The following is a 17,447-nucleotide window of genomic DNA, read 5'->3' on the forward strand; positions in this document are numbered from 1 at the left end:
CAAGTTACCTGCGCACACTGTCAAAGATCGAAGGACTTGGCCTCAGCGCCTTGTCCGCCCCAGGAAGAAATCACTTCTGCCCGAGGGAGCCGCACATCATACAAGACTTTTAGGGTCTGTCAACACCATGCGCGGGGGTTTTTGCCGTTCCGATGCCTTGCGGCAGTTTCCGGAAGCGGGTCAATGATTCTAGCGAAGCGCCCGTCGCCTTGGCAAGCCCGCACTGGGCGCTGATGACGTTTTCAGGGGCGTGGTCAGCGGCAACAAGGCGGACGCGGGCGAAGTTGCGCTTGCCGCCCACCGCCAGCACGCCCTCGAAGCCCGGTGCGAACAGGCGCGATGCGTCCTCGAACACCTCGCCATCGATGCGCACTGCACGCTCCTTGAGCTTGCGGCTGCCCTCGGAATTGCCGGGCGCGATGTGGAAGCCGGGCAATTCGACCCGCTTCCACATCAAAGCCGTCGCCTGTCTTCATGGCCTTGCTGGCGATGCTGATGCCCGGCTGGCCGCGATGACTTCGGCAACAAGCCGGCCGAAACCTTCGTTGTCGCCGGTTGGCGACTGCGCACGCGCCAAGCGCACGACCACCAGCCTTTCGGATGGCACCACCGCAATGCGCTGCCCGAGATTGCCGAAAGCGAAGAACGCATCGTCCGGCGCGCCATCGATGTGGCCCAAGCGATGGCCACCACCGCGATTGGTCCACCAGCCGGCACCATAGGCGTAGTCGGTGCCGACGGTTTGGCGCGCCGAAAACCCCACCCAACCCGACGGCAGGATGCGCCGGCCGTTGGCACTACCATCATCGAGATAGAGATTGCCGAAACGCGCCCAATCGCGCGCCGATGCCAGGATGTAGTGCGCGCCAACCGGTGTCCCGGTGACATCCATTTCCATCACCACATGGCGCATGCCAAGCGGTGCGAACAGTTCGCGCATGGCAAAGTCCTGGACGGATCGCGCATCGCCTCCCGCGTGGTCGCGCACGATGCGGGCGAGCAACTGGGTACTGGCACTGCTGTACGCCCAGCGCGTGCCCGGCGTCGCGGCAAGGCGCGCGCGCATGGCATAGCCGGCCATGTCCGGTTCCGTGTAGAACATGCGATTGGAAGGGTCGAAGCCGCTGCCGGTTTCGTCCAGCGCGAGGCCGCTCTGCATGCGCATCAGTTGTTCGATGGTGATCGCCCGGCGCGGATCGCCGCGGCTTGCCCAGGCTGCGACCGGTGCCCGCGCCTGCGCCTGCAGACGCCCCTGCCGCACCAGCACGCCAACCAGCGCATTGAGCACGGACTTGCTCATGCTGAAACCAAGCACCGGCGTGTCGATGTGATAGCCGGGCGCATAACGCTCGGCAATGATGTGCCCGTCGCGCATCACGACCACCGCTTTGGTATGGCGAAGCGGCCCATGCACAGGTTCGGCGAAAGCAGCGTCCAGCGCGGCCGACAGTGGCGCGGACTGCGGCTCGACAGGCGACGTTTCCTCGTCGAAGGCATGCGTCGATACGCCCGCAATCCGGGCATCGGCGATGCCGGGATAGACCAACGCGCAACCCACGCCATCACGGTACACAGCCCGGCTATGCGCAACGCCGAGGAAGGATGCCGCCACCTCACGAATGCGGCGATCCACTTGGTAGCCGATGCCCCAGGCCACCAGCCCGAAACCCGGGCGCGGACGCAGGCTCTCCGTATAGACCACGGCGGGCTCCTGCCCACTGACGAAGGTCTCCGAACACAGGTCGTGCGCCACCGTGCCGGTAGCAACGCGCAACGCAAGGTCGGGACGGAACACCACCCATGCCGCGGCAACCCCCGCAAGCGCGAACGCCATGCCCAGCAACCACCCTGCGCGCCGCGACATGTGTGCAGGCCTCAGGTCGCCCGTAGTCGTATGCGGGCGAAGTTGCGCTTGCCCACCGCCAGCACGCCCTCGAAGCCCGGCGCGAACAGGCGCGATGCGTCCTCGAACACCTCGCCATCGATGCGCACTGCACGCTCTTTGAGCTTGCGGTTGGCCTCGGAATTACTCGGCATCAGGCCCGCCGCCACCAGCAACGCCGCGATGCGCAAGCCTTCCGCCGGTACCGCCACGTCCTGCAGCGGCAGTGAGGACAGATCACCCTCGCCACGCACGGCGGCATGCCAGCCGGTGATGGCGGTTTCGGCGGCGGCGGCATCGTGGAAACGCGCCGCCAGTTCACGCGCCAAACGCAGCTTGACGTCGCGCGGATTGAGCTGGCCGGCGGCGACATCCGCCTGCAATGCGCGGGCTTCATCGACGCCGATTTCGAAACTGAGCAGTTCGATCCACTTCCACATCAAGTCGTCGCCGATCTTCATGGTCTTGGTGACGATGTCGATGGCCGGCTCGGCGATGCCGATGTAATTGCCCAGCGACTTGCTCATCTTGTTGACGCCATCCAGCCCTTCCAGCAGCGGCATGGTCAGCACGATTTGCGGCGGCTGGCCGTGATGCTCCTGCAGGCCACGGCCCATCAGCAGGTTGAACTTCTGGTCGGTGCCGCCGAGTTCGACATCAGCCTTCAGCGCCACCGAGTCATAGCCCTGCACCAGCGGATACAGGAACTCGTGGATGGCGATGGACTGCTGCGCGGCATAGCGCTTGGCGAAGTCGTCGCGCTCCAGCATGCGCGCCACCGTGTGCTGCGCGGCCAGCCGGATCATGTCGGCGGCGGTCATCGCACCGAACCATTCGCTGTTGAAGCGCAGCTCGGTCTTGTCGCGATCCAGCACCTTGAACACCTGCTCGGCGTAGGTCTGGGCGTTGGCCAGCACGTCTTCGCGGGTCAATGGCTTGCGGGTCACGTTCTTGCCGGTGGGGTCGCCGATCATCCCGGTGAAGTCGCCGATCAGGAAGATCACCTGATGGCCGAGATCCTGGAACTGCCGCATCTTGTTGAGCAGCACGGTGTGGCCGATGTGCAGGTCGGGCGCGGTCGGGTCGAAACCCGCCTTGACCCGCAGCGGACGGCCAAGCTTGAGGCGCGCTTCGAGTTCCTCGCGCTTGAGGATTTCATCACTGCCACGGGCGATCAGGTCGAGGGCTTGCTGCAATTCGGACACGGGACAACTCTCTGGGCGACGCTGTGATGCGCGTGATTATGAATGGGGAATCGGCCGCGTTAACTGACCGTTAAACCGTGACATTGAAAAACATTCGAAGATTCAACGAGTTGACGCATGTTCTTCGCATGACTATGGTAGCGCGTTGACGCATTCGTCACAGCAATGGGGACGATACACATGACGGATTCGCACCACGACGCCGTGCGCCGGGAAAATCTGGAACGCGCCCGCGCCAATGCGGATGTACCCGCTTCCCGTTCCATCCCGCATCCCTTCAACGCCGGTCGCTGGACGCGCCGCGACTGGGCGCATGCCAGCCTGATCGCCACCATCGGCGTGTTGCTGGCCGCTATCGTGCCCGGCTTTTCCACTGCCCTTGAAGGCGGCGCGCAAAATGCGCAGCGCATGACCCTGTCGCTGGGCCTGCCCAAGCTGGGCAAGCAGGGCAGCAATCAGGATCGGTGGCAATCGGTCACGCTCAAGAAAGGCCAGACCTTGAGTGGGGTGTTCGAAGAACTGGGCATCCCCTACGACCAGCTCGAAAAGGTGATGCAGCACCCGAAGATCAAGCCGGCGCTGCGCAAGCTGCGGCCTGGCACGGTGATGAGCTTCAACCTGCCTGCCGACGGCAGCGTGCGCGCGATGCGCTTCGAGGCTGGTATCGGGATTGGCGAGGAAGCCATCGAACTGGAGTTTGACGGCGATGCCCTGCGTGAGCGGGCACTGCCGATGGAAATCACCACCCGTACCGTGGTGTTGAGCGGTGAAGTCGGGCGCTCGCTGTTTGCCTCCGCACGCAAACTGGGCCTTGGCAGCGCGCAGCTCAACCAGCTCACCGACGAGATGTTCAAGTACGACATCGACTTTGATTCCGATCTGGACGATGACGACCGCTTCAGCGTGGTGGTGGATCAGACCTGGAAGAACGGGCAACTGGTGAAGACCGGCCCGGTGCTGGCCGCGACCTTCACCGTGGACGGCAAGCAAAAGAGCGCGTTCCGCCACCTGCGCGACGGCAAACCGGAATACTTCACGCCGGATGGCCGCTCGCTGAAGCGCCCCTTCATCCGCATGCCGATCCCGTATGCACGCATCAGCTCCGGCTTCGGCGTGCGCAAGCACCCGGTGCTCGGGCGGATGCGCGGGCACATGGGCATCGACTACGCCGCCGGCGCCGGCACGCCGATCATGGCCGCCGGCGACGCACGTGTGGAGTTCGTGGGCCGCAAGGGGGGCTACGGCAATGCGGTAATCCTCAACCACGGCGGCGGCAAGACTACGCTGTACGGGCACATGTCGCGCTTCGCCAAGATCCGGCCGGGCCAGCGCGTGGCGCAGGGCACGGTGATCGGCTACGTGGGCAGCACCGGCATGTCCACCGGCCCGCATCTGCATTACGAGTTCCGGGTCAACGGCGTCCACAGGAACCCGCTGAAGATGACCCTGCCACCGCCAACGCCGCTGCAGGGCGAGGCGCTGGTGGCGTTCAAGAACGAAACCCGCCGCGCGCTGGACAAGATCCGCGAGGTGGAAGACATCGTGTTCCAGCTGGACGACGACAGCCGTCTGGCCAGCACGGATAAAACCGCAGCGCCGCAGAAGAAGGGCTGATGCCGCCGGCGATGCGATACTGCATCGCATGCCTTCCCTCTATCTCGGCCTGATCTCCGGCACCAGCGCAGACGGCATTGATGCCGCGCTGGTGCGTTTCCATGACGACGATGCGCATGCACGCCCGGAACTGGTGTTCGGGCGCACTAGCCCGTGGCAACCGGAATTGCGTGAAAAGCTGGTGGCGCTGGGCCAGCAAGCGTCGACGCTGACGCTGGACGAAGTGGGCGAACTGGACGTGCGGATCGGGCGCGCGTTTGCCGATGCCGCACTTGCAGTCATCCGCGACAGTGGCGTGGCGCGCGATGACATCGCCGCGATTGGCTCGCACGGGCAGACCCTGCGGCATCGCCCGCATGGCGATGCGCCGTTCACCCTGCAACTGGGCGATCCGGCCAGCATCACCGAGCGCTGCGCGCTGCCGGTGGTGGCGGATTTCCGCAGCCGCGACGTGGCGGCCGGTGGACACGGTGCGCCGCTGGTGCCGGCCTTCCACGCCGCCGTGCTGCACGATGCCGGCGAAGACCGCGCCGTATTGAACCTGGGCGGCATCGCCAATTTCACCCTGTTGCCGGCGCGTGGCGCGGTGCGTGGTTTCGACACCGGCCCGGCCAACGGGCTGATGGATGCGTGGTGCCTGCGCCACACCGGCAAGCCTTATGACGAAGGTGGCGCATTCGCGGCGCAGGGCCGCATCGACAACGCGCTGCTGGCCCGGCTGCTGGACGAGCCGTGGTTCGCGCTGCCGCCACCGAAATCAACCGGGCGCGACCAGTTCCATCTGGATTGGGTGATGTCGAAACTGCGCGGCGACGAATCACCCGCCGACGTGCAGGCCACCTTGCTGGCGCTGACCGCGCGCAGCGTGGCCGATGCCCTGCGCGCGGCGCAGCCCGGCACGCGCCGGGTCATCGCCTGCGGTGGCGGCGTACACAATCCACTGCTGATCGCCGCGCTGGCCGAGGCGATGCCGAAAGCTGCGATCGAATCCAGCGTACTGCACGGGCTGGATCCGGATTTCGTGGAGGCGATGGCGTTTGCCTGGCTGGCGCGCGCGTTCCTGCGCGGACAACCCGGCAACCTGCCCGCCGTGACCGGCGCCGCCGGCCCGCGCGTGCTGGGCGCGCTGTATCCGGCCTGAGTTATTTGCGGCCGATCATGCCGAAGGCCGCATCCGGCACCTTCTGGATCTGCTCGATGGCCTGCTTCAACGCAACCTGCTCGCGGGTGTTGAGCAGATGCTTGCGCACGCGGTCTTCGATGGCATCGATGCCGATGGTCAGCGCTTCGGTGGCAACGGCATCAACGGTGAAGCCTTGCAGTTCCGCCAACCGGCGGATGCGTTCATCCAGCTTCGGGCGGATGTTGTGGATGGTGAGATCGGTCATGACAGGGGTTTCCATGCTGCGCGGGGGAACGCAGTACGTTATCTACCCTGTCTGCCCGCCATCGGCAAGCCGTGCCGCCACCCGCACGCGCAGCTGGCGCGCCAGCAGCAGGCACAGCAGCAACGCCGGCAAGCCCGCCAGCGCCGTGCCGATGAAGAACAGCGCATAGCCACCGGCCACGCCGTGACGCGCCTGCAACCACTCCACCGCGACCCCGGAAAAGCCCTTCAACACCTTGCCAAGCAGCGCATAGAACGAACTGAGCAGCGCATATTGCGTGGCGGTGTAACCGATGCTGGTCAGGCTGGACATGTAGGCCACCAGCGCGGTGCCGGCAAACCCGGTGGCGAAGCCGTCGATTGCCATCGCCGCGATGAACACGCCAGAGTCGCCATTGGCCCAGGCTACCCATGCGAACGCCGCATTGGAGCCGGGGCCAAGGATCGCACCGGCCAGCAAGGTCGGCACGAAACCAAAACGCACCGCGCTGAAACCGGCAGCGGCGATGCCCAGCACCGAGACAGCCAACCCCAGCGAGGCACGCACCTCGCCAACGAACGCCTTGCTGATGCCGATGTCCGCGTAGAACGGATTGTTCATCGGCCCCATCACGAAATCCGGCAGGCGATACAGGCTGATCGCCGCCAGCATCAGCAGCGCCCATTTGCCGTGGGTGCGGAAGAACGCGAGGAATGGCCCGACGATGGCATCGAACAATCCGGACAGCGTCCACAACGAAGCATGCGACGCAGCATCGGTTACCTGCGATGCACGCGGCTCGCGCGCAAGGAACAACGCAGCCAGCACGCCCACGCCCATCAGCGCGACCATCACCCAATACGAAGGTGCCCAGCCAATGTGTGCGGCCAGAATCAGGATCAGCGCGTCGGTCACCAGCAGCGCAGTGCGATAGCCGATCTGGGTGCCCGAGGTGAGCAGCCCGAGTTCCTCGGTGTCGTCGGCAATCTCGATGCGCCAGGCATCGATCACGATGTCCTGCGTGGCCGAGGCAAACGCAGCGACCAGTGCCATCGCGCCGAACAGCACCAACCCGCCTTCCGGCTGCACGATCGCCATGCCCGCCAGTGCAGCGGCAACCACGAGCTGCGACAGCAGCATCCAGCCGCGCCTGTGCCCCAATCGACCTAGCAAAGGCACATTGGTCTTGTCGAGCAATGGCGCCCACAGGAACTTCAGCGTGTAGGCCAGCCCGACCCACGACAGGAAGCCGATCGCCGACAGCTCGCTGCCGCCTTCGCGCATCCAGTAGCCCATGGTGTTGCCGACCAGATACAGCGGCAGGCCGGACGAGAAGCCCAGCAGCAGCATCGCCAGCACCTTGGGCTGGCGCAGCGCGCGCAGCACATCGCGGGTGGTGGTGCGGCGCGGCGCATCGGTGCTCATTCGGCGTACTCCACAAGACACGGCGCGTGGTCGGAGAACTTCGGCTCCGGGAAAATCTCCGCCGAGCGGATGCTGGCCGCGATGCCGGGCGTGGCGATCTGGTAATCGATGCGCCAACCGACGTTGTTGGCGCGCGCGGCACCGCGCTGCGACCACCACGAGTATTCGACGGCATCCGGCTTCGCCACCCGGAAGGCATCCTTCCAGCCGTGCTGCGGCGGCACGATCAGGCCATCGTGGCAACCATCGGCAATCATCCCGCTCAACCATGCGCGCTCGTGCGGCAGGCAGCCGGAGTTCTTCTGGTTGCCGGTCCAGTTCTTGATGTCGTTGCGCGCGCGGACGATGTTCCAGTCGCCGCACAGCACGTATTCGCGGCCGCTGGTTAGCCACTTGTCCATGATCGGCTTCAACCAGTCCATCACTTCCTCCTTGAAGCCCTGGCGCAATTCGCCGGAGCTGCCGGAGGGGATGTAGAAACTCACGACGCTCACGTTCCCGAAGCGCGCCTCGATATAGCGGCCCTCGTCATCGAACGGTGCCCAGCCCAGCGAGGTGCGCACTTCGTCCGGTTCGCGCCGGCTGTAGATGGCAACGCCGCTGTAACCCTTCTTGGTCGATGCGTCCTTGAACCACGCCTTGTAACCTGCGGGGCGGAACACGGCATCGGTGAGTTGATGCGCCTGCGCCTTGGTTTCCTGCAGGCAGAGCACGTCGATGTCCTGCCCGGCGAACCAGTCGAAGAAGCCCTTGCTGGCCGCCGAGCGCAGGCCATTGGCGTTGAAGCTGAGGATGCGCATGCGATCCCTTGTCCGGAGCAAGGCCGCAGCGTAGCCCATGCGCCACCTGCCGCGACAGTCCGGCGCGTGGGAGAATTGCCGGATGAGCGACGCCAACCACCGCACCCGTTTCCTGCAACTGGCACTGCGCGCGCAGGCGCTGCGCTTCGGCGAGTTCACCCTGAAGTCCGGGCGCATCAGCCCGTACTTCTTCAATGCCGGGCGCTTCGATTCCGGCGCAGCGCTGGCCGGGCTTGCCGCCTGCTATGCCGATGCGGTGGATGCCGCGGCGCTCGACTTCGACCTGCTGTTCGGCCCGGCCTACAAGGGCATCCCGCTGGCGACGGCGCTGGCCTGCGAATACGCCCGCCGTGGGCGCGACCTGCCGCTGGCGTTCAACCGCAAGGAAGCCAAGGCGCACGGCGAAGGCGGCACGCTGATCGGCGCGCCACTGGCCAGCAAGCGCGTGTTGATTGTCGATGACGTCATCACCGCCGGCACTGCCATCCGTGAGGCGCTGGCGATCATCGGCGAGGCGGGCGGCACGCCTGCCGGTATCGTGATTGCGCTGGACCGGCAGGAGCGCGTGCGCGAGGACGCGGGCGAATCCGCAGCACAGGCGGTGACGCGCGAACACGGTATCCCGGTGGTGGCGGTGGCCGGGCTGGCCGACCTGCTTGCATTCGCCGGCGAAAGCGCGGAACTTGGGCAGCATCGCGATGCCCTGCTCGCCTACCGCGCGCGCTACGGTATCGCCTGAATCCCGAAACACGACCGCCACGAGGGGCCGTCATGTCGCAATTGCGTGCAATCGCCGGTATCGCCATCGCGCTGACCTTGCTCCACCACGGGCAGGCGCTCGCGCAGGCCAAACCCGCCGCCAGCAAGAAGATCTACTGCTGGAACGAAGGCGGCAAGAAGGTCTGCGGCGATGCGCTGCCGGCTTCCGCCGCCAACAGCGCGCGCACCGAGATCAGCACCAAGAGCGGCATGACCACCGGGCGCGTGGATCGCGCGCTGACCGATGACGAACGCACCGCCGCCGAAATCGCCGCCGCCGCTGCGCGCAAGCAGGCCGAGGCCATCGCCGCGCAGGAGCGCCGCGACCTGGCGATGGTGGATTCGTACACGACCGAGAACGACCTGCGCCGCGCCTACGGCGAACGCATTTCGCTGCTGGACGAAACCATCAAGTCGAGCAAGATGGGCATCGGCGGCCTGCGCCTGAGCCTGCTGTCGGAATTACGGCAGGCCGGCGATCAGGAACTGGCCGGCGCGCCCGTGACCAAGCGACTGACCGATTCCATCCGCGGCCAGCATGCAGAACTGCTGCGGCAGCGGCAGATCCTGTCGGCGCAGGAGGAAGACCGCGCCGCGTTGAAGCGTGAGTTGCTGGATTCGGTGCGCCGCTATCGCGAGATGAAGGGCGAAGCCAAAGACACCGCGGCACCGCAGCCGGCAGCGGAAGCCGCCCAAAGCTGATCCGCATTCGCGCAGCGGGCAGGCATTGCGCCTGCCCGTGGTGACATATCAGAACGGCAGTTCCAGCGTGGGATCCAGCGCCAGCAATTGCTCACGGAACAGCTTCTGGATACGGGCCAGCGCCTGCGGGCTGTCGGCATCGAACCGCATCACCAGCACCGGCGTGGTGTTGGAGGCGCGCACCAACCCCCAGCCGTCCGCCCAGTCCATGCGGATGCCGTCAATGCTGGTCTGCCGCGCGCCCTCGAAGCTGGCCATGATGCGGAAACGGTCAACGAAGCCGTGCGGGTCGTCGTCCGGCGCAGGCACCTTGATTTCCGCCGTGGAGACGCCGTCCGGCAGGGCTTCGAACACGTCCTCCGCTGGCTGGCCACCGGCATCGAGGATTTCCAGCAGGCGCGCGGCGGCATAGATGCCATCGTCGAAGCCGAACCAGCGCTCGGCGAAGAAGAAGTGGCCGCTCATCTCGCCGGCCAGCTCGGCTTCTGTTTCGCGCATCTTGGCCTTGATGAGCGAATGCCCGGTCTTCCACATCAGCGGGCTGCCGCCGTGGCGCAGGATGTGCGCAGGCAGGCGTCCGGTGCATTTCACGTCGTACACGATCACCGCGCCGGGGTTGCGCTCCAGCACGTCGGCGGCAAACAGCATCAGCAGGCGATCCGGGAAGATGTACTTGCCCGACTTGGTGACCACGCCCAGGCGGTCGCCATCGCCATCGAAGGCGATGCCGAGGTCGGCATCCAGCCGCTGCACCATCTGCACCAGCGCTTCCAGGTTGTGCGGCTCGCTGGGGTCGGGATGGTGGTTGGGGAAGTTGCCGTCGATCTCGCAGAACAGCGGCGTCACATCGGCACCGATAGCCTCCAGCACGCGCGGGCCCAGCACGCCGGCCACGCCATTGCCGGCATCCACCACCACCTTCAACCGCTGGCCGATCTGGATGTCGCTGGCGATGCGCTGCACGTATTCGTTGCCGATGCTGCGCTCGTTCAGCGCACCCGGCACGTCCGCGTCCAGCAGGCGGTCATCGGCGATGCGTGCGTGCAGGTCGGTGATCGCCTTGCCGGACAGGGTTTCGCCGCCGACCACGATCTTGAAGCCGTTGTAATCCGGCGGATTGTGGCTGCCGGTGATCGACACGCCGCAGCCGGTGCGCAGGTGGTAGCAGCCGAAATACACCACCGGCGTGGGTGCCATGCCGATGTCGATGACGTTGCGACCGGCCTTGCGCAGGCCGGTAATCAGGCCTTGCGCCAGTTCGGGGCCGGACAGGCGACCATCGCGACCGACCACGATGTCCTCCAGCCCTTGGTCGGCCATCAGCGAGCCGATGGCCTGGCCGATCAGTTCGGCCACGCCGGCATCCAGCGACAGGCCGATCTGGCCGCGAATGTCGTAGGCGCGGAAGATGCGATGGTCGATGACCACCGGGCCTCGCGGCGGGAGCTCCGGTTCGATGTCACCAAGCAGGCGCTCGTGCGCTTCCGTCGTTTCCACCGGTACTGGCCGGCGATCAACCGGCGGCGCTTCGATCTGCAATTCGGCCAGAGTCGGGCCTTCGACCTCTGCGGCCACACCGCCACGCCGGCCCAGCAAGCGCGGGCGCACGATCACCCACAGCCACGCCGCCAGCAATACCAGAATGCTGCCCAGCCCCACCGATGCCATGCCGCCCAGCTGGAATGGCGTGGCAGCGGGATCGGGCACCGAGGCGGCAATGCGCAGGTCGCTGTCCGGCACCTTCGCCGCCATCGCTTCGGCGGCATTGTTGAGTGCGGTATCACCACGCTCGATCACGCTGCGGCTACCCTGGCGCAGGGCCAGATAGGTCTTTTCCGGCACCACCGGGCCTTCCACCCCACTGAGCATGCGGGTCAGCGGCAGTTCCAGATACACCACCATCGGCCCTACCTTGCCGTTCACGGGTGCCGCCAGCGCCAGCTGTTGCTCGCTGCCGTTGCGCACGATCCGCGCCTGTGGCTTGCCTTCCAACAGCGCCGCCTCCGACACGGCCAGCGTGCCAAAGCCCTTGCCCGGCAAGCCGTCGTACAGCGCGTTCATGTCCGCCGGCCACAATTCGGCACGCTTGAGGCCTTCCCAGTCCTTCTTCAGCACGGCCAGCGCCGCCGCATGATCGTCCGCCGCCAGCGCCGTCTTGAAACCTTCGGATGCCAGCCGTTTCGCCAGTTGCTGGCGTTCATCGTTGAGCGTGCGCCGCACTGCCGATACCGCATCGTCCCGCGCCATCTCCAGGTTCTGATGGCGGGCGTCATCGCGCAGGCGCAACCCGCCCGCGAACAGGCACCACACGCCCAGCGCCAGCAGCAGGGCCACCAGCAGCGGCAGCGAACGCGCCGCCTGCGCCGGGTCGATCTGCAGCTTGCGCCGCACCTCGTCGCCGTCGCCTTCGTCCTTCTTGCCACCCAAGCCGAACAGAGCCATCTGCATTCCCCAGTCAGCGCACGCCGGTATGGCCGAAGCCACCTTCGCCACGCGCACTTTCCCCGAAAGTATCCACCACTTGCAGCACTGCGCGCACGATGGGCAGCAACACCAGCTGGGCAATGCGGTCGCCGGGCTGGATGGTGAACGCCGCGTCGCTGCGATTCCAGGTGCTGATCATCAGTGGCCCCTGGTAGTCGGCATCGATCAGGCCGGTGCCATTGCCCAGCACGATGCCGTGTTTGTGGCCCAGCCCGGAGCGCGGCAGGATCACCGCGCACAGCCCCGGATCGCCGATGTGGATGGCAAGCCCGGACGGGATCAGCGCGGTTTGCCCCGGTGCCAGTGCCAGCGGCACATCCAGCGCGGCGCGCAGGTCCATGCCGGCGCTGTGTTCAGTGGCATAGGCCGGCAGCTCCCATTGCGCGCCGAAGCGCGCATCCAGCACCTTCACCTGCAACATGTGCGAAGCCGCGTGCATTCAGTTCTCCAGCCTGGCCGCGACCAGTGCCAGCAGGTCGCGCGCCAGTTCCGCCTTGGGTGCCGGGCCCAGCGCGCGCTGGCCGGCGTGGTCGATCACCAGCAGCGCGTTGTCGTCGCTTTCAAAGCCGCTGCCCTGCTGGCCCACGCGGTTGGCGCAGATCATGTCCAGCCGCTTGCGCGTGAGCTTGCCGCGCGCGTAGTCGGCCACGTTGTCGGTTTCCGCCGCGAAGCCCACCACCAGCGCAGGCCGCTGCGCGTGCGCGGCGACCTCGGCCAGGATGTCGCGGGTCTTCACCAGTTCCAGGGTCAGGGTGTCCTGCCCCGGCTGCTTCTTGAGCTTGTTCGCGGACGCCGCGCGCGGGGTGAAATCGGCCACTGCCGCCGCGCCGATGTAGGCATCGCAAGGAAGCCCAGCCATCACTGCATCGAACATCTGCGCCGCGCTGCGCACATCGACACGCTGCACGCCCGGCGGCGTGGGCAGATGCACGGGGCCGGCCACCAGCAGCACCTCGGCACCCTGCGCTGCCGCCTCCGCCGCAATCGCAAACCCCATCTTGCCGCTGCTGCGGTTGCCCAGAAAACGCACCGGGTCGATGTCCTCATAGGTCGGCCCGGCGCTGACCAGCAGCCTGCGGCCCGCCAGCAACGCGCTCATGCGCCGGCTCCCAGCTCGGCCACGATGCGCAGCGGCTCGGCCATCCGCCCCGGGCCGGATTCGCCTTCGGCCAGCGGGCCGTCGTCCGGGCCGATCACCTGCACGCCGCGCGCCTGCAAGGTGGCGACGTTCGCCTGCGTGGCCGGGTGCCGCCACATGCGGTGGTTCATGGCCGGCGCGATGGCGATGGGCGCGTCGGTCGCCAGACACAGCGTGGACACCAGATCGTCGGCCATGCCGTGCGCGAGTTTTGCGATGGTGTTGGCGGTGGCCGGCGCCACGATCACCTGCTGCGCCCAGCCGGCCAGTTCCAGATGGCCCATCGCGGCCTCGGCGGATGCGTCCCACAGCGAACTGCGCACAGGCCGATGCGACAGCGCCTGAAAGGTCTGCGCACCGACGAAGCGCTGCGCGTTTTCGGTCATCGCCACCTGCACCTCGGCCCCGGCATCACGCAGCCGGCGCACCAGCTCGGCGCTCTTGTACGCGGCGATGCCGCCGCACACGCACAGCAGCACACGGCGGTCGCGCAGGTTGCCGTTGGCGGCATGCATCGGGCAATTCCCTGACCGTGGAGTGGGCATTCAGCTTACCCGATGCCGGCCCATTCGCCGATGCCGCCGCGTGATCGCGCCATGCACGCTGCCCACATGCACATCCGCGACTGGCCAGAAACCGAACGTCCCCGCGAAAGGCTGCTGGCGCATGGCCCCGGCAACCTGTCCGATGCCGAACTGCTGGCGATCTTCCTTGGCTCCGGCACCGCCGGCCGCGACGCCGTGACCAGCGCGCGCGACCTGCTGGCCGAACACGGTGGCCTGCGCCCGCTGCTGGACCGCGAACCGAAGGCGCTGACCCGCCTGCACGGCATCGGCCCGGCCCGCGCCTGCGCGCTGGCGGCGGCACTGGAGCTGGGGCATCGCCACCTTGCCGCACAACTGGAACGCGGCGAGGCACTGGGCAATCCGGACGCGGCGGGCGTCTATTTCGCCCAACGCCTGCGCGGACGCGCGCATGAAGTCTTCGCCGTGCTCTACCTCGACAGCCGCTACCGCTCGCTGGGCTGCGAGGAACTGTTCCACGGCACCATCGACAGCGCCGAAATCCACCCGCGCACCGTGGTGGAACGCACGCTGGCGCACGGCGCGGCAGCGGTGATGGTGTCGCACAACCACCCCAGCGGCAATCCCGAACCCAGCGCCGCCGACCGCGCCCTGACCGTTCGCCTCAAGCAGGCGCTGGCGCTGGTGGACGTGAAGTTGCTGGACCACTTCGTGATCGGCGACGGGCCACCACTTTCAATGGCGAAGCGGGGGTTGGTGTGAGGTGCCTGAACCCAACATGGAGATGAGGACATGACGACCAAGGCACCGGAGCAGCCACTTGAACGCATCGAGTCCTGCATCCACTGGATTCGCGGCGAGAAGGTCATGCTCGACGACGATCTGGCGGTGCTCTACGGCGTGGAGGTCAGGGTTCTGAATCAGGCCGTGAAACGCAATATCGAGCGGTTCCCGGATGACTTCATGTTCCAGATATCCGAAGACGAGCTGCAAAACTTGAGGTCACAAATTGTGACCTCAAGTTGGGGCGGGCGCCGCTATCAGCCCTATGCGTTCACCGAGCAAGGCGTTGCCATGCTGTCCGGCGTGCTGAAAAGTCCGCGTGCAATCGCGGTCAACATCGAAATCATGCGTGCATTCGTGCGGATGCGCCGAATCCTTGCAGAAAACAAGGAACTGGCACGCCAACTGGCAGCGCTGGAACGCAAATACGACGACCAGTTCAAGATCGTGTTCGAGGCCATTCGCCAGCTCATGACCCCGCCCGAACCCAAGCGGCGACCGATCGGGTTTGTGACGCCGAAGTAGGCCAGGCAGCAGACCAATGCCCGCGACCCCATCGCGTACAATGCCCGACCGTTTGAAACCCAGCTTCGAGTTTTCGTGAAAGCCCAGCTCCGCGCCCTGATCGAACAGGGTCTGTCCGCCCTGCGCAGTGCAGGCACCCTGCCCGCCAGCTCCAATGCAGATACGTCTGCCTCGCCCGATTTCGTGATCGAGCGACCGAAGGAGCGCGCGCACGGCGACTTCTCCACCAACGCGGCGATGCTGCTGGCGAAGGCGGCGCGCGGCAATCCGCGCGCGCTGGCGCAGCAACTGGTCGAAGCGCTGCCGGCTTCGGACGCCATCGCCAAGGTGGACATCGCCGGCCCCGGCTTCATCAACTTTCACCTGACCCCCGCCGCGTGGCAGCAGCAGGTGCGCGACATCCACGCGGCAGGCGCGGCGTTCGGTCGCAACGCCAGCGGCGGCGGCAAGACCGTGGGCGTGGAATACGTGTCCGCCAACCCCACCGGCCCGCTGCATGTCGGTCATGGACGTGCGGGTGTAATCGGCGACTGCATCGCCCGGGTGATGGCCGCCAACGGCTGGAACGTGAAGCGCGAGTTCTATTACAACGATGCCGGCGTGCAGATCGAGAATCTCGCACGTTCGACGCAGGCGCGCGCCAAGGGCGTGAAGCCGGGCGATGCCGACTGGCCGGCGGATGCCTACAACGGTGATTACATCGCCGACGTGGCTGCCGCCTACCTGCGCGGTGATTCGGTCGAAGTCGAAGGCCATGTCACCACCGGCAAGAATGATGCCGACGACACTGATGCCATCCGCAAGTTCGCCGTTGCCTATCTGCGCCGCGAGCAGAACGACGACCTGGCCGCGTTCGGCGTGTCCTTCGACACCTACTATCTGGAATCCTCGCTGTACGCCGATGGCAAGGTGGAGGAAACCGTGCGCACGCTGATCGCCAAGGGCCACACCTTTGAGGACGGTGGCGCGCTGTGGTTGCGCACCACCGACTTCGGCGATGACAAGGACCGCGTGATGCGCAAGTCCGACGGCACCTACACCTATTTCGTGCCGGACGTGGCCTATCACCTGAGCAAGTGGCAGCGCGGCTATGAGCGCGCGGTGACCGAACTCGGCGCGGATCATCATGGCTCGCTGGCGCGCGTGCGTGCGGGCCTGCAGGCGCTGGATTGCGGCATCCCCACAGGTTATCCCGATTACGTGCTGCACCAGATGGTCACGGTGATGCGCGGCGGCGAGGAAGTGAAGCTGTCCAAGCGCGCCGGTTCCTACCTCACCCTGCGTGATCTGATCGATGAAGCCGGGCGCGATGCAACCCGCTGGTTCCTGGTCGCGCGCAAGCCGGATTCGCAGCTCACCTTCGACATCGACCTTGCGCGTTCGCAGAGCAACGACAACCCGGTGTTCTACGTGCAGTACGCGCACGCGCGCGTTTGCAGCCTGCTGCGGCAGGCCGGCGAGAAGGGCTATGCGTTCGATGCCGGCAACGGCGCGGCCTCGCTGCACCTGCTCGACGATGCGCCGGCGCAGGAACTGATGCGCGAACTGTCGCGCTATGCCGAAGTGGTGGAAGCCGCAGGCACGACGCTGGAACCACATCTGATCGCGCAATACCTGCGCGAACTCGCCAATGCCTTCCACGGCTGGTATCACGCCTCGCCGGTGCTGGTTGAGGACGCTGCGTTGCGTGATGCGCGGCTTGCATTGGCACTGGCCACGCGGCAGGTTCTGGCCAACGGCCTTGACTTGTTGGGCGTATCGGCACCGGAGAGCATGTAATGGCGGCACGACGCGGCAAGTCGCAGGCGCGACGCAACCAATCCAACGGCCTGCCAGGCTGGGCATGGCTGGTCATCGGCGTGCTGGTCACCCTGCTGGCGGTGCTGCTGGTGCCGCGCCTGCTGAAATCCGAAGGTGGCGACGGCTTCTTCCGTCCCAAGCCGAACCCCGACGCGCTGCCCGCTGCCATCAGCGAGGCCGGCGAAGCCATCGCGCCCGATACCGCGCCCACCAGCGGCACCATCGCCAAGCCCGTCGATGCGGACAACAAGCCGAAGCAGACCCAGTACGACTTCTACACCCTGCTGCCGGGCGAGGAAGTGGCGATGAGCGATGCCGAACTGGCCGCAAGCGCCCGCGCCGAAGCGGCGGCGCAAGCCCGCGCCGCACGCGAAACCGCCGCTGCTGCGGCAGCCGTGGCCGCAGGTGCCGATGCCGCCGCCCTGCCCCCACCGGTCGG

At 66.5% G+C, this 17,447-nt stretch carries 14 protein-coding genes and 3 pseudogenes; 8 read left to right on the forward strand and 9 right to left on the reverse strand.

The window, feature by feature from the left end; translation table 11 throughout:
* Positions 1 to 256 precede the first annotated feature (256 nt).
* The 3 genes and pseudogenes from QM612_RS06220 to tyrS form a co-directional block, all read right to left on the reverse strand.
* Positions 257 to 421: pseudogene (locus QM612_RS06220) on the reverse strand (tyrosine--tRNA ligase); the annotation flags it as partial.
* 51 nt (positions 422 to 472) lie between these two features.
* Entirely contained in the window at positions 473 to 1,864 is a 1,392-nt protein-coding gene (locus QM612_RS06225) for a serine hydrolase domain-containing protein (protein ID WP_415253036.1), read from the reverse strand.
* Between the two features lie 11 nt (positions 1,865 to 1,875).
* Positions 1,876 to 3,087 carry a tyrosine--tRNA ligase gene (gene tyrS / locus QM612_RS06230; protein WP_415253037.1) on the reverse strand — a complete coding sequence of 404 codons (1,212 nt, stop codon included), beginning with the start codon at positions 3,085 to 3,087 and terminating at the stop codon, positions 1,876 to 1,878.
* 180 nt (positions 3,088 to 3,267) lie between these two features.
* Between tyrS and QM612_RS06235 the strand changes: the two genes are divergently transcribed.
* Together QM612_RS06235 and QM612_RS06240 are read left to right on the forward strand one after the other, a co-directional pair.
* Entirely contained in the window at positions 3,268 to 4,701 is a 1,434-nt protein-coding gene (locus tag QM612_RS06235; RefSeq protein ID WP_415253038.1) for a peptidoglycan DD-metalloendopeptidase family protein, read from the forward strand.
* Between the two features lie 28 nt (positions 4,702 to 4,729).
* Positions 4,730 to 5,842 (forward strand): anhydro-N-acetylmuramic acid kinase, encoded by a 1,113-nt coding sequence (locus QM612_RS06240; RefSeq protein ID WP_415253039.1) that lies wholly within the window; start codon positions 4,730 to 4,732, stop codon positions 5,840 to 5,842.
* Position 5,843: 1 nt separating this feature from the next.
* Here the strand turns inward: QM612_RS06240 and QM612_RS06245 are convergent, their stop codons facing one another.
* The 3 genes from QM612_RS06245 to QM612_RS06255 are packed head-to-tail and all read right to left on the reverse strand — an operon-like array spanning position 5,844 to position 8,293.
* Positions 5,844 to 6,089, reverse strand: a complete 246-nt coding sequence (locus tag QM612_RS06245) for a hypothetical protein (RefSeq protein ID WP_415253040.1) — start codon at positions 6,087 to 6,089, stop codon at positions 5,844 to 5,846.
* 42 nt (positions 6,090 to 6,131) lie between these two features.
* On the reverse strand, positions 6,132 to 7,493 hold the full coding sequence (locus QM612_RS06250) for an AmpG family muropeptide MFS transporter (RefSeq protein WP_415253041.1): 1,362 nt from the start codon (positions 7,491 to 7,493) through the stop codon (positions 6,132 to 6,134).
* Positions 7,490 to 8,293, reverse strand: coding sequence for an exodeoxyribonuclease III (locus QM612_RS06255; protein WP_415253042.1), 804 nt, complete (start codon positions 8,291 to 8,293; stop codon positions 7,490 to 7,492). The genes QM612_RS06250 and QM612_RS06255 overlap by 4 nt, the downstream gene beginning before the upstream one ends.
* A gap of 82 nt (positions 8,294 to 8,375) precedes the next feature.
* On the opposite strand from QM612_RS06255, the gene pyrE reads away from it, so the two are divergent.
* Positions 8,376 to 9,032: an orotate phosphoribosyltransferase gene (gene pyrE, locus QM612_RS06260; protein WP_415253043.1), complete on the forward strand. Its 657-nt coding sequence runs from the start codon at positions 8,376 to 8,378 to the stop codon at positions 9,030 to 9,032.
* A 32-nt stretch (positions 9,033 to 9,064) separates the two neighbouring features.
* Positions 9,065 to 9,754 (forward strand): hypothetical protein, encoded by a 690-nt coding sequence (locus tag QM612_RS06265; protein ID WP_415253044.1) that lies wholly within the window; start codon positions 9,065 to 9,067, stop codon positions 9,752 to 9,754.
* 48 nt (positions 9,755 to 9,802) lie between these two features.
* Here QM612_RS06265 and QM612_RS06270 read toward each other — a convergent pair whose 3' ends face one another.
* The 3 genes and pseudogenes from QM612_RS06270 to coaBC form a co-directional block, all read right to left on the reverse strand.
* Positions 9,803 to 12,196, reverse strand: a complete 2,394-nt coding sequence (locus QM612_RS06270; RefSeq protein WP_415253045.1) for a phosphomannomutase/phosphoglucomutase — start codon at positions 12,194 to 12,196, stop codon at positions 9,803 to 9,805.
* Between the two features lie 13 nt (positions 12,197 to 12,209).
* Entirely contained in the window at positions 12,210 to 12,677 is a 468-nt protein-coding gene (gene dut / locus QM612_RS06275) for a dUTP diphosphatase (RefSeq protein ID WP_415253046.1), read from the reverse strand.
* Positions 12,678 to 13,891 (reverse strand): annotated as a pseudogene (coaBC, locus tag QM612_RS06280) (bifunctional phosphopantothenoylcysteine decarboxylase/phosphopantothenate--cysteine ligase CoaBC). It lies immediately after the preceding gene.
* A 96-nt stretch (positions 13,892 to 13,987) separates the two neighbouring features.
* Here coaBC and radC point away from each other — a divergent pair.
* The 4 genes and pseudogenes from radC to QM612_RS06300 all read left to right on the forward strand — a co-directional run.
* A complete protein-coding gene (radC, locus tag QM612_RS06285; protein ID WP_415253049.1) occupies positions 13,988 to 14,662 on the forward strand; it encodes a RadC family protein in 675 nt (224 codons plus the stop codon).
* Between the two features lie 30 nt (positions 14,663 to 14,692).
* On the forward strand, positions 14,693 to 15,208 hold the full coding sequence (locus QM612_RS06290) for an ORF6N domain-containing protein (RefSeq protein ID WP_415253047.1): 516 nt from the start codon (positions 14,693 to 14,695) through the stop codon (positions 15,206 to 15,208).
* A 75-nt stretch (positions 15,209 to 15,283) separates the two neighbouring features.
* Entirely contained in the window at positions 15,284 to 16,987 is a 1,704-nt protein-coding gene (argS, locus tag QM612_RS06295; protein WP_415253048.1) for an arginine--tRNA ligase, read from the forward strand.
* Positions 16,987 to 17,447, forward strand: a pseudogene (locus tag QM612_RS06300) (sporulation protein); the annotation flags it as partial. The gene argS and the pseudogene QM612_RS06300, both read left to right, overlap by 1 nt.

Source organism: Thermomonas sp. (assembly GCF_047606765.1).
GTDB lineage: Bacteria > Pseudomonadota > Gammaproteobacteria > Xanthomonadales > Xanthomonadaceae > Thermomonas.